The organism is Streptomyces sp. NPDC031474, assembly GCF_055581185.1.
On record NZ_JBVIJX010000010.1, the window covers coordinates 1 to 14,111 of the forward strand.

11 protein-coding genes and 2 pseudogenes are annotated in these 14,111 nt (G+C 73.4%); 9 read left to right on the plus strand and 4 right to left on the minus strand.

Annotated features, from left to right (window positions below; genetic code table 11):
* The 8 genes and pseudogenes from ACZ5SK_RS21505 to ACZ5SK_RS21540 all read left to right on the plus strand — a co-directional run.
* Positions 1 to 522: pseudogene (locus ACZ5SK_RS21505) on the plus strand (bifunctional 3-(3-hydroxy-phenyl)propionate/3-hydroxycinnamic acid hydroxylase MhpA); the annotation flags it as partial.
* Entirely contained in the window at positions 519 to 1,616 is a 1,098-nt protein-coding gene (locus ACZ5SK_RS21510) for an alpha/beta hydrolase family protein (protein ID WP_334575736.1), read from the plus strand. The pseudogene ACZ5SK_RS21505 and the gene ACZ5SK_RS21510, both read left to right, overlap by 4 nt.
* A gap of 239 nt (positions 1,617 to 1,855) precedes the next feature.
* Positions 1,856 to 1,993 carry a hypothetical protein gene (locus ACZ5SK_RS21515; RefSeq protein ID WP_334575735.1) on the plus strand — a complete coding sequence of 46 codons (138 nt, stop codon included), beginning with the start codon at positions 1,856 to 1,858 and terminating at the stop codon, positions 1,991 to 1,993.
* Positions 1,994 to 2,526: 533 nt separating this feature from the next.
* On the plus strand, positions 2,527 to 2,970 hold the full coding sequence (locus tag ACZ5SK_RS21520; protein ID WP_334575734.1) for an SRPBCC family protein: 444 nt from the start codon (positions 2,527 to 2,529) through the stop codon (positions 2,968 to 2,970).
* Positions 2,971 to 3,123: 153 nt separating this feature from the next.
* Complete coding sequence (locus ACZ5SK_RS21525; protein ID WP_361701831.1) at positions 3,124 to 5,517, plus strand: MFS transporter; 2,394 nt, start codon at positions 3,124 to 3,126, stop codon at positions 5,515 to 5,517.
* Between the two features lie 152 nt (positions 5,518 to 5,669).
* A complete protein-coding gene (locus tag ACZ5SK_RS21530) occupies positions 5,670 to 8,219 on the plus strand; it encodes a SpoIIE family protein phosphatase (protein WP_334575731.1) in 2,550 nt (849 codons plus the stop codon).
* A 163-nt stretch (positions 8,220 to 8,382) separates the two neighbouring features.
* Positions 8,383 to 9,108, plus strand: a complete 726-nt coding sequence (locus ACZ5SK_RS21535; RefSeq protein WP_468576465.1) for a class I SAM-dependent methyltransferase — start codon at positions 8,383 to 8,385, stop codon at positions 9,106 to 9,108.
* Positions 9,109 to 9,213: 105 nt separating this feature from the next.
* Positions 9,214 to 9,555: a DoxX family protein gene (locus ACZ5SK_RS21540; RefSeq protein WP_334575728.1), complete on the plus strand. Its 342-nt coding sequence runs from the start codon at positions 9,214 to 9,216 to the stop codon at positions 9,553 to 9,555.
* 54 nt (positions 9,556 to 9,609) lie between these two features.
* Here the strand turns inward: ACZ5SK_RS21540 and ACZ5SK_RS21545 are convergent, their stop codons facing one another.
* Both ACZ5SK_RS21545 and ACZ5SK_RS21550 read right to left on the minus strand, forming a co-directional pair.
* Positions 9,610 to 10,554, minus strand: coding sequence for a sigma-70 family RNA polymerase sigma factor (locus ACZ5SK_RS21545; RefSeq protein ID WP_457493962.1), 945 nt, complete (start codon positions 10,552 to 10,554; stop codon positions 9,610 to 9,612).
* 48 nt (positions 10,555 to 10,602) lie between these two features.
* Entirely contained in the window at positions 10,603 to 11,190 is a 588-nt protein-coding gene (locus tag ACZ5SK_RS21550; RefSeq protein WP_334581098.1) for a rhodanese-like domain-containing protein, read from the minus strand.
* 141 nt (positions 11,191 to 11,331) lie between these two features.
* Between ACZ5SK_RS21550 and ACZ5SK_RS21555 the strand changes: the two genes are divergently transcribed.
* A complete protein-coding gene (locus ACZ5SK_RS21555) occupies positions 11,332 to 11,610 on the plus strand; it encodes a metal-sensitive transcriptional regulator (protein WP_334575726.1) in 279 nt (92 codons plus the stop codon).
* 21 nt (positions 11,611 to 11,631) lie between these two features.
* On the opposite strand, the gene ACZ5SK_RS21560 is transcribed toward ACZ5SK_RS21555, so the two are convergent.
* Both ACZ5SK_RS21560 and ACZ5SK_RS21565 read right to left on the minus strand, forming a co-directional pair.
* Positions 11,632 to 12,375, minus strand: a complete 744-nt coding sequence (locus tag ACZ5SK_RS21560; protein WP_334575724.1) for a sulfite exporter TauE/SafE family protein — start codon at positions 12,373 to 12,375, stop codon at positions 11,632 to 11,634.
* Between the two features lie 374 nt (positions 12,376 to 12,749).
* Positions 12,750 to 14,111, minus strand: a pseudogene (locus tag ACZ5SK_RS21565) (MBL fold metallo-hydrolase); the annotation flags it as partial.

The following is a 14,111-nucleotide window of genomic DNA, read 5'->3' on the forward strand; positions in this document are numbered from 1 at the left end:
GTCACCGCCCTCACCCACGCGGCGATCGGCCTGGGCAAGGTAGCCAACACGCACGACACCGAGGCCGCCGCGGCCCGGGACGCGGCCTTCTTCGCCGGCAAGGTCCCCCCACCGCCCCCGTTCCCCCCACTGAGCGGCGGAGTGCTGCGCAAGGAAGCCGGCACGCCGGTCGGCACCCTCACCCCCCAGGGCCGCATCCGCCTCGCCGACGGCCGCACGGGACGCTTCGACGACCTGACCGGATACGGCTTCACCCTGGTCACCGCCGAGGATCCCACCGCCGCCCTCGGTCCCGAGCGGCTCGCCCGGCTGGAGCGCCTGGGCTGCGCCGTGGTCGCCCTCGACACGGTCGAAGACCTCGACGGACGGCACCGCGAGTACCTCCAACTCCTCGGCGCGGTCGCTTATCTGGCGCGCCCCGACTTCGTGCTGTTCGGTACGGCCGCCGACACCACCGAGCTGTGCGCGCTCGTGGACGACCTCGACGCCGCGCTGTCGGCAACAGTGGGGGCGGCCGTATGACGACCGGAGATCAGGGTGCGGGGGCCACGCTGCCGCCGATGGTCGCCGCGCAGCACCGGGCCATGCCCTTCACCCGGCTCACCGACTGTGGCATGGACCCCGCCGACGCCCGGCGGCTGCTCGCCGACACCGCCGCCGGGATCCCGTGGCAGGATGCCGCCGCGACCATCGCCGACGTGCAACTGGAGCGCGCGCGGTCCGCGGAAGGAGCGGGGCACCGCGCGACCGCCCGGCAGGCCTACCGGTTCGCCTCCGCGGCGCTGATGTTCGCGCAGATGGCGCACCAGAGCGACACCGAACGGAAACGGGAGCTGTATGCCCGGCACACCGCCGCGACCGCCGCTCTCGCACCGGACGTGGAGCGGGTGGAGATCCCGCACCGCGACGGTGTCCTCGGAGGCTGGCTGTGCCTGCCGGCCGGCACGCCCCGCGCCACCGTGATCGTGTGGGGCGGGCTCAGCGGCTGGGGAGCGGCGTACCTGCCCGTCGCCGACGCCTACACCGCACGCGGCCTGGCCTGTCTGCTCGCCGAAGGCCCCGGCCAGGGCGAATCGCGGCTGCGCCAAGGACTGTACGTCGACGAGCACGTCACCGACGGTTTCGCCCGCTTCGTCGACCTGGTCGAGGCCGATCCCCGCCTCGGCGGTGGCACCGGTGTCCAGGGCGTCAGCTTCGGAGGCCTGTTCGCCGCCCATCTGGCCGCCGCCGACCCGCGTGTCGGCGCGGTGGTCGTCAACGGCGCCCCGGCGGTACCGGCCGTCCCGGAATTCCGTACCGCCCGCGAGCAGATGGCCGCCGTGGTCGGCACCGACGACCTGGACCGGGTGGCAGAAATCATGGACAGTCTGCGCTTCGACCCGGACAAGCACCGCATCGGCTGCCCGCTGCTCCTCCTGCACGGCGGCCACGACCCGCTCGCCCGCTACGAGGACCAGGAGCCGTTCCTCCGCGCCGCCGACCCCGCCACCGCGACGCTGCGAATCTGGCCCGACGGCGAGCACACCCTCTACAACCACGCGGCCGAACGCGACGCGCTCACCGCGGACTGGTTCACCGATCACCTGATCAACTCCCCCAACACCGCGAACGGGTAGGACCACCCATGGACTTCGCCGAGCCGCTTCGTCGGCGAGCGGCTGCATGCCCTGGGTGGGTCCTGGTGGAGGCCGACGCATGTCCCGGCTGGTGCATTGACGGGTCTCATCGGTGTCCTGCTCGGGGCTTCGGCGATCAGCGTCGTTGTCGCGTCCGGCCGGTGGCAGCAGAGCAGCTCAGGCTCACCTTCCGAGAAGTAGCCGCATGAAGAAGAACGAACCGATGCAGAACGCCTGCTATGACGATGAACGGACAGCCGGGCATCCTGCGGCTGGAGGGGTCGTCTGGGCCTCGCAGGGCGATTGTCCGCAGGCTGGTTCCGCGCGGCCTGTACGGCCCGGTGCAGGACGACCTCGACGGCGTCCTGGGCGGCTGACGCGTTCCTGAAGTGTGGCTGCTGGTGCGTCGGTTACGGGCGCTTCGCTGTGCGGTCGCGCAGCAGCAGCCACTGACTCGCGTCGGCGCCGCCTGAGTGCGCAGCCGGTCCATGCAGCAGCACGGCGTAAGCCGTCCTCTCCGCCTTGCTCGGGGCGGCATACTGGCCTGGCGCCTCCGGGGTCGGGAATGACCTCGTCATGCCTTTCCAGGCCTTGTCCGCGTTCGGAGTGCTGAGCATCGGCCCTCCCGGGCTCAATAGGGTCACGCAGTGAAGTACACGCACGCGTGCGTGCAGCCCCGGCAGGGGTGTCCCAGCGGGATGACGCCTCCTCGGTAGCCCTGCCCACACAATAGAACATGTGTTCCCATGATCGTGCGACGGACCTTCGGCAGTCCTTTTCGATCGCGAGGCGATCGCTTCCGCGACCCCGATTTGGGTGGCTGCGGACCGGGGTGGTTGGCTTGCCCCGCACCCTGAGCAAGCTGAGCAACCCTGAGCAACCCTGAGCAACAAGGACCTGGAGGAACCCCATGGCGCAGGTCGAGGCCACCACCGAGCGGGTCGTCGCTGCGGACCCGGAGAAGGTGTTCGACACCATCGCCGACTACAGCGGCGCGCGCGCGAATCTGCTGCCCGAGCACTTCAGCGAGTACGAGGTGCGCGAGGGCGGTGACGGCGAGGGTACCCTCGTCCACTGGAAGCTCCAGGCCACCAGCAAGCGCGTCCGCGACTGCCTCCTGGAGGTCGCCGAGCCGACCGACGGCGAGCTCGTCGAGAAGGACCGCAACTCCTCGATGGTCACCGTCTGGCGTGTCACCCCGGCCGGCGAGGGCGCCTCCCGGGTCGTCGTCACCACCACCTGGGACGGCGCCACCGGCATCGGCGGCTTCTTCGAGCGGACCTTCGCGCCCAAGGGCCTCGGCCGGATCTACGACGAGATCCTCGCCAACCTCGCCACCGAGGTCGAGAAGTAGATCAACACCCGTGCGCTCCCTGCGCGTTGATCCCCTTCACCGGTTCGGGTGGATCTCCCTTGTGACCGGGATGGCGCCGTAACTCGTCGCGCTTGCTCGTGGTTGTCGCTTTACGCGGGAATTGTGTGGCAGGTGCGACGAGGGGAGCGGGACATGGGCGGGATCACCCTGGTGCAGGACGAGCCGGTCACGGCACGTCCCGCGGAAGCGGAGGACCCGCCAGGGGCGTCGGCTGCCGGGAGCGGACCGGCCGGCCGCCGGGTGCGGCTGGTCTTCTTCGCCCTCATGCTCGCGCTGCTGCTCGCGGCGCTGGAGCAGATGATCGTCGCCACCGCGCTGCCGAAGATCGTCGGTGAACTGCACGGCCTGGACCGGATGTCCTGGGCGATCACCGCCTACCTGCTCACCGCCACCGTCGGACTGCCCGTCTACGGCAAGCTCGGCGACCTCCTCGGCCGCAAGGGCGTCTTCCAGTTCGCGATCGTCGTCTTCGTCCTCGGCTCCGCGCTCGCCGGACGGGCGCAGACCATGGACCAGCTGATCGCCTTCCGGGCCGTCCAGGGCGTCGGCGCGGGCGGGCTCATGATCGGCGTGCAGGCGATCATCGCGGACATCGTGCCGCCCCGGCAGCGAGGCCGGTTCATGGGCCTCATCGGCGCCGCGTTCGGCCTCGCCTCGGTCGCCGGGCCGCTGCTCGGCGGCTACTTCACGGACCACCTCTCCTGGCGCTGGTGCTTCTACGTCAACGTCCCCTTCGGACTCGTCACCCTCGCCGTCGTCACCGTCGTGCTGAAACTGCCGAAGCCGACCGCGAAACCCCGGTTCGACGTCCTCGGCGCCCTGCTGCTCGCCGTCGCCTCCACCTGCCTGGTGCTGCTGACCAGTTGGGGCGGCACCGAGTACGCCTGGGACTCCAGCGTCGTCGTCGGTCTCGGCGCGGGCGCGGCCGCCGCCGCCGTCCTCTTCCTCGTCGTCGAGGGCATCGCCGCCGAACCCCTCATCCCGCTGCGGCTGTTCAGGGACCCCGTCTTCAACGTCACCGCACTGGTCGGCCTGGTGATCGGCGTCGCGCTGTTCGGCGCCGCGAGCTATCTGCCGACCTTCCTGCAGATGGTCGACGGGGCCTCCGCCACCGAGTCCGGGCTGCTCATGCTGCCCATGATGGGCGGCATCGTCGGCGCCTCGGTCCTGTCCGGGCAACTCATCACCCACACCGGCCGCTACAAGATCTATCCCGTCCTCGGCAGCGCCCTCGCCGCCCTCGGCATGTGGCTGCTGTCCCGGCTGCAGGCCGACACGCCCCGGCTGCAGTACAGCCTCTGGATGGCCGTCCTCGGCGCCGGCATCGGCCTGGTGATGCCCGTCCTCGTCCTCGCCGTGCAGAACTCCGTGCGCCCCGCCGACCTGGGCACCGCCACCAGCGCCAACACCTACTTCCGCCAGATCGGCGGCAGCGTCGGCGCAGCGGTCTTCGGCACCCTCTTCGCCGGCCGGCTCGCCGACGCGCTGCGCGAGACCCTGCCCGCCCGTGCCGGCGCCGGCCTCCCGGACCCCGAGTCCCTCACCCCGCAGCTCGTACACGCACTGCCCCCGGCGCTGCGCGACGCCTGCATCCGGGCGTACGCCGACGCCATGCCGCGGATCTTCCTCTACCTCGTACCGGTGCTCGTCCTCGGGCTGCTCATCGCCTGCTTCCTCAAGGAGAAACCGCTGGTGTCCCACAACGCCGCCGAAACGGAGCCCGCGTCCGCGACCACGCCGGTCCTGCAGGCCCGGGCCCCGTACACCGCCGGAATCCCCGTCTGCGGCACGGTGCAGCACCCCGACGGGACCGTCGTGCCCCGCGCGGCGCTCACCCTCATCGATGTGACGGGCCGCCAGGTCGGCCGGAGCGCGAGCGGGGAGGACGGACGGTACGCGCTGTCCACGCCCGGCTCCGGCGCCTACGTCCTGATCGCCGCCGCCGGCGGCCACCAGCCGCAGGCCGTCTCCGTCACCGTCGGCGAACGCCCCGTCGAAATGGACATCGTCCTCGGCGGCGCGGGCCGCCTCGCCGGGAACATCGTCACCGCGGACGGCTCCCCGGTGCGGGAGGCCACCGTCACCCTCACCAACGTCCACGGCGAGGTCGTCGCCAGCACCCGCAGCGGCCGCGAGGGCGGCTACGTCATCACCGAGCTCGTCGCCGGGGAGTACACCCTCGCCGCCGGTGCGCCCGCTTTCCGCCCGGCCGCCCTGCCGGTCAGCGTCCAGGCCTCCCGCGAGACCCGCCAGGACGTCGAACTCGCCGGCGGCGCCGTACTGCGCGGCACGGTCCGGGCCACCGGCGGGCGCCCCGTCGAGGACGCGCGCGTGACCCTCCTGGACGCCGCGGGCAACGTCGTGGACACCCTCACCACGGGCTCCGACGGGGTGTTCCGCTTCGTCGACCTGTCCCGTGGCGAGTACACCGTCATCGCCACCGGCTACCCGCCGGTCGCCACCGTCCTGCACCTGGCGGGCGGCGGCCGCACGGAACGCGACCTGCAGCTCGGCCACGCGGACTGACCGGCCCGCCCCGGGCCCGGGACGTGCGGCGTACCCCGGCGCACCCCGGTGAAACCAATTCCATCATTGCCGCACATGCCGACGGACACGCACCGTACGGTGGGGACTGCGGGACAGATCTTGCGTAGCTCTGGGGAGAGAGGGCCTGGGCCATGGACCGTGGCACCGAGAGGGACGCACCTCCCAGCCGCGGAGCAGGGGGCGAGACGGCAGACGGCATGGCCGGCGCCGGGCGCGTCCCGCTGGCAGTGGTCGTGGTCGACCGCGAGGGCCTCGTCTCCCACTGGAGCACCGGCGCACGCCGGCTCTTCGGCGCCGCCAAGGAGGAGGCGATCGGCCGGTCCGCGATCGACCTGCTCCCCGTCTCCGGCGCGCTCCCCGACCCCGAAGACGACCTTCCGGACGCCGGATACGGGACGGCCGGCGGCTACGCGGGCTGCGGGGACCACGCCGCCTACGACGGTCTCGGGCCCGGGTTGGACTCCTCCCTCGACCGGGGCCTCGGCTACCCGGCCGCCGGGCGGGCCCGGCTGACTGTGCCCGAGCGAAGCGAGGCGGGGGTCCCCCCGACCGGAGGGTGGGGGAGGGGCGGCGACGGAGACCGGGTCGACGTCCTGTGGTGGGCCTACCCGCTGGTCGGACCGGGAACGGAACGGCTGCTGGTGCTGGCCGCGGACGCGGCGGCACTGCACAGTGACGACCCGGCGGACCGGGCGGTCGTCGAACGCATCGCCCCCGGCTTCGCCCTGCACACCGACTTCCCCGGCGCCGAGGACCTCGCCCGCCGGCTGCCCGAGATCCTGCCCAGCATGAGCGTCGGCGAAAGCGCCCGCATCGTGGCGCAGATCCTTGAACTCGGCTATCCCGTCCTGGAGTTCAGCCAGAACGACCTGGTGCCCGTGACCCCCGACTGGGGCGTGGCCCGGCGCGTCGAACGCAGGGTCCGCCGCGAGCGGGCCGCCCGCGCCGTCGCCGAAGGGATGCCCCTCCCGGAGGACCTGGCCGACGACAGGGAGGACCTCGAGTACGTCGCCGTCCGCGAACGCCTGGAGTTCCTCAACGAGGTCAGCGGGAAGATCGGCACCTCCCTCGACCTGTCCCGCACCATCGTCGAGGTCAGCAGAGCCGTCGTCCCGCGCTTCACCGACGTCGCCGGCACCTATCTGCGCGAACAGGTCGTCGCCGGCGAGGGGTTCCCCGACGGCGTGCCGGACACGACCACCATGTGGCACCGGGTCGCCCTGGAACACACCGACGAACCCGGCCGCTGGGACGACGTGGTGCCCGTCGGCGAGGCGATGCCGTTCCCCGCGCACACCCCGTTCTTCCAGTGCATGACCACCGGCGAGCCCGTCCTCGTGCCGCGCATCAGCGAGCAGATGGGCCACGCCATCGCCTCGCAGTTCGAGAAACGCGACATCCGGCCCCTCATCACCGGCCGCTCCATGCTCGTCGTCCCGCTGAAGGCCCGCAACGTCGTCCTCGGCTTCATGATCCTGCTGCGCCATCCCGAGCGCGCCGTCTTCAACGACATGGACCGCGTCACCGGCGCCGAACTCGCCGCCCGCGCGGGCCTCGTGCTCGACAACGCGCGCATGTACACCTACCAGGAGAGCGTCGCCGAGACCCTCCAGGACAGCATGCTGCCGCACATTCCGCCCCGCATGGCGGGCTGCGACATCGCCACCCGCTATCTGCCGGGCACGCTGCTGGGGCGGGTCGGCGGCGACTGGTTCGACTCGGTGAAGCTGCCCGGCGCCCGCACCGCCCTCGTCGTCGGCGACGTCATGGGCCACGGCCTCAACTCGGCCGCCATGATGGGCCAGTTGCGCACGGCCGTGCAGACCATGGCCGCACTGGACCTGCCGCCCGCCCAACTCCTGCGCAATCTCGACGACTTGGCGCAACGGCTCGGCGACACCTACCTCGCGACCTGTCTGTACGCGGTCTACGACCCGATCGAGAGCGAGCTGCACCTCGCCAACGCGGGCCACATCCCACCGGTGTTGGTGCGTGCCGTCGACGGCCACAGCGAACTCCTCGACCTGCCCACCGGCGCGCCCATCGGCGTCGGCGGAGTGCCCTTCGAGGCGGTCCGCGTGCGCGTGGAGCCGGGCGACCGGCTGGTCATGTGCACCGACGGTCTGGTGGAGGTGCGCGGCGAGGACATCGGCGTGGGCCTGGCGACGCTCTGCGAGTCCGCCGCCCACCCGGCCGCCGCCATGGACGACGCCTGCGACACCATCATCCGCGCCCTCAACACGCGTGGCGGCCGCAAGGACGACGTGGCTCTGCTCATGACCCGGCTCAACGGCATCGAGCCGGACGACGTCGCGGAATGGCGGCTGCGCCTGGACCCGGCCGAGGTGAGCCGGGCCCGCGCGGTGGTCCGCGAGCAGCTCCACGACTGGGGGCTGGCGAAACTGGCCGACGCGGCCGAGCTGATGGTCAGCGAACTCGTCACCAACGCCCTGGGGCACTCCCACCGGCAGCCCGTGGCCCTGCGCCTCGTACGCGGCGAGACGCTGCTGTGCGAGGTCGACGACGACGATCACGAACTGCCGACCCTGCTGAGCGCCGGGCCCGGCGACGACTTCGGGCGGGGGCTGCGCGTGGTGAGCACGCTGGCCCGCGAGTGGGGCGCCAGCCGTACGGGGGCCGGGAAGTCCGTCTGGTTCGAGCTGACGCTGCCGCGCCGCTGACCACCGGCCGCCCCCCCCCCAGGACGGGAGCGCGCGACGGCGTACGGATGTCGAAGGCGGAGTGAAGGAATGCGCCGGCTGCTTGTAGCGGGCACCCTGGAGCGATAAACCGTACTCGCCCGTCACTTACGGCGGATCGACCTTGCATCCTGGGGAGTTGGGCATGAGCGTGGCGAGTCGGTACCGGGAGGCGTGGGAGGGTTTCTGGCGGGAGGCCCCGGACGAGCCGGGCGGGGTGTTCTGGGACGCGGATCCACGCGTGACCTCCGCCGTGCACCTGGCCTTCTTCGAGCCCCATATAGTCGACGCGGGGCTGGCTTTGGTGGATCTCGGCTGCGGCAACGGCACCCAGACCCGGTACTTCGCCGACCGCTTCCCGCATGTGGTCGGTGTCGATCTGGCCGACGCGGCCCTCGATCACGCCCGGCGCACCGACCCCGCCGGACTGGCGACGTACCGGCTGCTGGACGCGGCGGAGAAGGATGCGGCCGACACCCTGCACACCGAACTGGGGGACGCCAACGTCTACATGAGGGGCGTCCTGCACCAGTGCGAGCCCGAGGACCGGCAGCCGCTGGTGGAGGGGATCGCCACGCTGGTCGGGGAGCGCGGCCGGGCGTTCCTCGTCGAACTGTCGGAGGCCGCCCGCCCCGTCCTCGGCTCGCTGGCGCAGGGCCCGGCCGGTCCGCCGCCGAAGCTCGCGCCGGTCTTCCGGCACGGCATCGCCCCCGGCGAGGTCGCCGACGACGCGGTGCCCGAGTATCTGCGCTCGGCCGGGCTCACGGTGCTGGCCTCCGGTGAACTGCCGCTCGTCACCACGGAGGTCACACCGGACGGCACCCGGATCGAGCTGCCGTCGAAGTGGTTCGTGGCGGCCCGCGCCATGTGACCGCCCTCACATCGAAAGGGGTGTCGGTGGCGGTCACACTCGCGCGTCGCGCCGTGTCAGGGGGGTGAAGGAACGCACGGAAACCCCCGCTGAGGAGCTACTGACATGTCCACTGCCTACGTTGTCGTCACCGTCGTCGGAGCCGTCCTGGCGGGCTTCTCGGCCGCCTCGGTCTTTCTGCGCGCCGAGTGGACGGTGAAGCCGCTGGCCGACTACGGAGTGCCGCGCGCCTGGTGGCCGTTCCTCGGCGCGGCCAAGGCCGCCGGCGCGGCCGGGCTGCTGGCGGGGCTGTTCGTGCCCGTGGTGGGCGTGCTCGCCGCGGCCGGTCTGGTCCTGTACTTCGTCGGGGCCGTCGTCACCGTGCTGCGGGCCCGCTGGTTCTCGCACGCGCTGTTCCCGCTGGTCTACGCGGCGCCGGTGGTGGCCTCGCTGGTGCTGGCGTTCTGACGAACGGGCGGGTGGGGGGCGGCCGGGAACTCCGGTCGCCCCCCACCCGTGGGGTCAGTCGTCGATCCCGACGGCGTCGAGCACCGCCACCTCGATGCCGTCCAGCCGCTCCCGGTCCGCCACCACGTCGATCCCGGTGATCCTGCCCTCGGTGATCGTGAACATCAGGACCAGCCGCAGCCTGCCCTGCGGCGCCATCGCGAGGCCGACCCGGCCGTCGAGCAGGGCGAGGCCGGTGAACCGGGCGCGGCCGGTCGCCGCCATCGCGCCCTCGGCCACGGGCCGGGCCCCGCCGACCGTGACGGGCTCGGGCGTCGGGACGACGAAGCGGTCGGCGGTGAGGACCACATCCGGGTGCAGCAGGGCGAGCAGCGCCTCGAAGTCGCCGCCGCGCGTGGCGGCCAGGAACGCCTCGACGACCTCGCGCTGCCGGACGCGGTCGACGGCAGGCGCGCCGGCGGGAACGGCCGCGGCAAGGGCGGCGGGCGCATCCGCGGGCGCGGTTCCCCGGACGCGTCGGCGGGCCCGGCCGGCCAGTTGCCGCGTGGCGGCCGGGGTGCGCTCGATCATCGGGGCGATGTCGTCGAACGGCACGGAGAACAGGTCGTGCAGCACGAACGCGAGCCGCTCGGCCGGGGCCAGGGTGTCCAGGACGACGAGGAGCGCGATCCCGACCGAGTCGGCGAGGAGCGCCTCCTCCTCGGGATCGCCGCCCTCTCCCGGGCCGACGGCGGGCTCGCTCACCCGGTCGTCGAGCGGGACCTCCGGCCGCGTTCTGCGGGAGCGCAGCATGTTCAGGCACACCCGGCCCACCACCGTGGTCAGCCACCCGCTGAGGTTCTCCACCGCGCCGATGTCCGCCCTGGCCGCCCTGAGCCAGGTCTCCTGCACGGCGTCCTCCGCCTCGCCGAGCGAGCCCAGCATGCGGTAGGCGACGGCGCGCAGATGAGGCCGGTCGGCCTCGAAGCGTTCCGGTGACAGCGTCGTGTGCGTGGTCATGCGCGGATCCCCGTTCGTGTCACTGCGGTGCGGGCTTGTGTGCGCAGATCACAACACGGGGGCGGAAAGCCGCTCCAACGTCTCCTCGAAAGAAGGGGCGTCCTTGGGCGGCCGGTTGTGCGGGAGCCGGGCCAGCAGGGCGGCCATGCCGCAGGTGTCGGTCGCCGCCGAGAAGACCAGGCCCGCACCGATCAGCCCGGACAGCCGGTGCGCGCCCGGCCGGGCCAGACCCACGGCGAATCCGGCGAGCACCAGAGAGCCGGCGGCGAGCCGGACCTGGCGGTCCATCGGCCAGGGGGTACGGGACCCCGCCGGACGCTCGACCGGGTGGCCGGCCGCCGCCCAGCCGCCGGTGCCGCCCTCCAGTGTGGCCGCCTCGACGCCGAGGGCCGCGAGCTGCGCGCAGCCCTTCGCGGACCGGTTGCCGGAGGCGCACACGAGCAGCAGCGGCCCGCGCGCGGCGGCTGCCCGCAGGGCGCTCGCGGCCTCGCCGAGCCGGTCCAGGGGGACGTTGTGGGCGCCGGGCAGCCGTCCCCCGGCGTACTCGCCGGGCGTGCGCACATCGACGACGGTGAACTCGTCGAGCCGGGCGGCGGCCTGGGCTACGGTCAGACCGGCAGAGGTGGACGCGGGGATGGACGCGCGGGCGGTCGTACGGTCGATCGCGGGGTCGGTCACGGAACAGAACCTTTCGACGGGGTGTTGTCCCGCACGGGTAGGATACCCATGGGGGTATATGGGGCCGCATAGGTGTATGCGGGTCATGGAGGAGGAAATGTGCAACTCGACATGTCGGCCGAGGAACTGAAGTCGGCGCTCAACCGGCTGCGGCGCGCCCAGGGACAACTCGCGGGGGTGATCCGGATGATCGAGGAGGGCCGTGACTGCGAGGACGTGGTCACCCAGCTCGCCGCCGTCTCCCGGGCCCTGGACCGGGCCGGCTTCGCGATCATCGCGACCGGGCTGGAGCAGTGCATGACCAGCGAGGACCCGGAGATCCAGAACTCCGCGCAGATGCGGGCCCGCCTGGAGAAGCTCTTCCTGTCCCTCGCCTGAGCGTCCGGGATCCGTATCCGGTCACCGGACGGCGCTCACGCCCATGCCCACCGCCACGACCAGCAGCACGCCGCCGAAGACGCGCTGCAGGGTCGCGGCGGAGACCTTCGCGGCCAGCCGTCTGCCGTCCCAGGCTCCGAGGACGGCGGTCGCGAGAAACGGCATGATCAGCGCCCAGTCCAGGTGGACGGCCGTGAACGCCCGGGCCGTGAGGGCCGCCAGCGCGTTGGCGGCGACGACCAGCAGACTCGTGCCCACCGCCGCGCTCATCGGCACGGCCAGCACGCCCACCAGCGCGGGCACGGCGAGAAACCCGCCGCCGACCCCGAGGAACCCGGTCACCGCGCCCAGCCCGGCCCCGGCTCCCGCCGCACGCGCCGCCGAGACCCGCCCGTCCCCGTGCGGGGCGCGGCGGCGCAGCATACGGACGGCGGCCAGGGCGGCCAGCCCCGCGAACATCAGCGTCAGCACCGGCTCGGGGACCCGTGAGGACAGGGCGCCCGCCGCCGCGGCCGGCGGCAGACCGGCCGCCGCGAACAGCAGCCCCGCCCGCCAGCGCACCGCGCCGGCCCGCGCGTGGGCGAGCAGCGCGGTGACCGCCGTGGCGATGACGATGACCAGGCCCGCGGTGGTCGCCGCGACCGGGCTGAAACCGAGCAGGTAGATCAGCGCGGGGACGGTCAGGATGCTGCCGCCCGCCCCCAACGCCCCCAGCGCCAGACCGACCAGCCCCCCGGCGACCAACGCCAGAACGAACGCGCTCATGCGCCGGGGGTGGCGTGGCCGGGGGTGCCAAGGGCGCCGGGGGTGGCGTGGCCGGGGGTGTTGAGGCCGGGGGTGGCGTGGCCGGGGGCGGTGTGGGCGGAGGTGGCGAGGGCGGGGGCGGTGTGGGCGGAGGTGTCGTGGGCGGGGGTGTTGAGGCCGGGGGTGGCGTGGCCGGGGGCGGTGTGGGCGGAGGTGGCGTGGCCGGGGGCGGTGTGGGCGGAGGTGGTGTGGCCGGAGGTGCCGGCGGCGGGGGTTTCGAGGGCGGGGGCGGTGTGGGCGGAGGTGCCGGGGGCGGAGGTGGCGAGGGCGGAGGTGGCGTGGCCGGGGGTGGTGTGGCCGGGGGTGCCAGGGGTGAGGGCAGCGTGGCCGGGGGTGGGGGTGGTGAGGGGGAGGTTGGCGTCGGCTGCCGCGGTGAAGGCGTCGTCGACGGCTACGACGTGCCGGCCGGCGGCGTCGAGCAGGGAGGCGGCGATGGCCGCGCGCATCCCACCCGCGCAGTGCACCCAGACCGTGCCCGCGGGCACCTCGGCGAGCCGCGGATGGAGCTGGTGGAGGGGGATGTGCACGCTGCCCTCGATCCAGCCGACCGCACGCTCGCGGTCCCGGTGGACGTCGAGCACGGTCATGTCCTCGCCGCGCCGGCGGGCGGCGGCGAGGTCGGCGAAGGTGGCCCGTGGGAACGAGGCCGGGCGTGCTCCGTCCACGAGCCAGTCGGCGGGGGAGCCGACGGCCGCCGCGGCCGGGCGGTCGATGCCGACCCGGGCGAGCTCCCGCTGGGCGCGCCCGACGTCCTCGGCGCTCCCGGCGAGCAGCGTCACCGGCTTGCCCCACGGGATCAGCCAGGCCAGATAGGTCGCGAGCTGCCCGTCGACCTCGAAGTTGACCGCCCCGGCCACGTGACCCGCGGCGAACGCCACTCGGCTGCGCAGGTCCACCACCCACTCGCCGGCCGCGAGCCGCCGGGCGATCTCGCCCGCGTCGGCGCGCCGCGGCGCCGTCAGGTCCACCGGGGCGGGGCCGCCCGCGTTGGCCGGGCCCATGTGCGCGTAGTACGCCGGGACGTCGTCCAGCCCCGCCAGCAGCTCCTTCACGAACGTGTCGGCGTCCTGCAGGAGCGCCGGGTTGGACGCCTTCTCGACGCCGATCGTGCTGTGCGCGCCGCCGGCCTGCGTGGAGGAGCAGAAGCTGCCGAAGCCGTGCGTGGGCAGCACCGCCACCTCGTCCGCCAGCTCCCGCGCGAGGCGGTGCGCGGAGGCGTGCTGCGCCCGGGCCAGCCGCTCGGTCAGCCGCGGCTCGACGAGGTCGGGCCGGCCCACGCTGCCGATCAGCAGGGAACCGCCGGTGAACGCGGCCACCGGCCGGCCCGCCTCCTCGAGGACGTAAGCGGTGTGGTGCGGGGTGTGTCCGGGGGTGGCCACCGCCCGCAGGACGAGGTCCTCGTCGATCGGCTCCACGTCCCCGTCGGCGACCGGCACACGCGCGTACGCCACCTCCGCCCCGGCCGGCACCAGATAGCGGGCCCCCGTGAGCCGGGCCAGTTCCAGCCCGCCGGTCACGTAGTCGTTGTGCACATGGGTCTCGGCGACGGCGACGATCCGCACCCCGCGCCGCGCCGCCGCGGCGATCACGCGGTCGATGTCGCGCGGTGGGTCCACGACCACCGCCGCGCGGGCGCCGCCCGCCAGATGACTGCGATGGCCCAGCCCCTCGGTCTGCAGAACGTCGACAAGGAACAC

Coding starts and splice junctions, on each gene's coding strand:
- ACZ5SK_RS21510 (WP_334575736.1), top strand. CDS start 519: ATGACGACCGGAGATCAGGGTGCGGGGGCCACGCTGCCGCCGATGGTC.
- ACZ5SK_RS21515 (WP_334575735.1), top strand. CDS start 1,856: ATGACGATGAACGGACAGCCGGGCATCCTGCGGCTGGAGGGGTCGTCT.
- ACZ5SK_RS21520 (WP_334575734.1), top strand. CDS start 2,527: ATGGCGCAGGTCGAGGCCACCACCGAGCGGGTCGTCGCTGCGGACCCG.
- ACZ5SK_RS21525 (WP_361701831.1), top strand. CDS start 3,124: ATGGGCGGGATCACCCTGGTGCAGGACGAGCCGGTCACGGCACGTCCC.
- ACZ5SK_RS21530 (WP_334575731.1), top strand. CDS start 5,670: ATGGACCGTGGCACCGAGAGGGACGCACCTCCCAGCCGCGGAGCAGGG.
- ACZ5SK_RS21535 (WP_468576465.1), top strand. CDS start 8,383: ATGAGCGTGGCGAGTCGGTACCGGGAGGCGTGGGAGGGTTTCTGGCGG.
- ACZ5SK_RS21540 (WP_334575728.1), top strand. CDS start 9,214: ATGTCCACTGCCTACGTTGTCGTCACCGTCGTCGGAGCCGTCCTGGCG.
- ACZ5SK_RS21545 (WP_457493962.1), bottom strand. CDS start 10,554: ATGACCACGCACACGACGCTGTCACCGGAACGCTTCGAGGCCGACCGG.
- ACZ5SK_RS21560 (WP_334575724.1), bottom strand. CDS start 12,375: ATGAGCGCGTTCGTTCTGGCGTTGGTCGCCGGGGGGCTGGTCGGTCTG.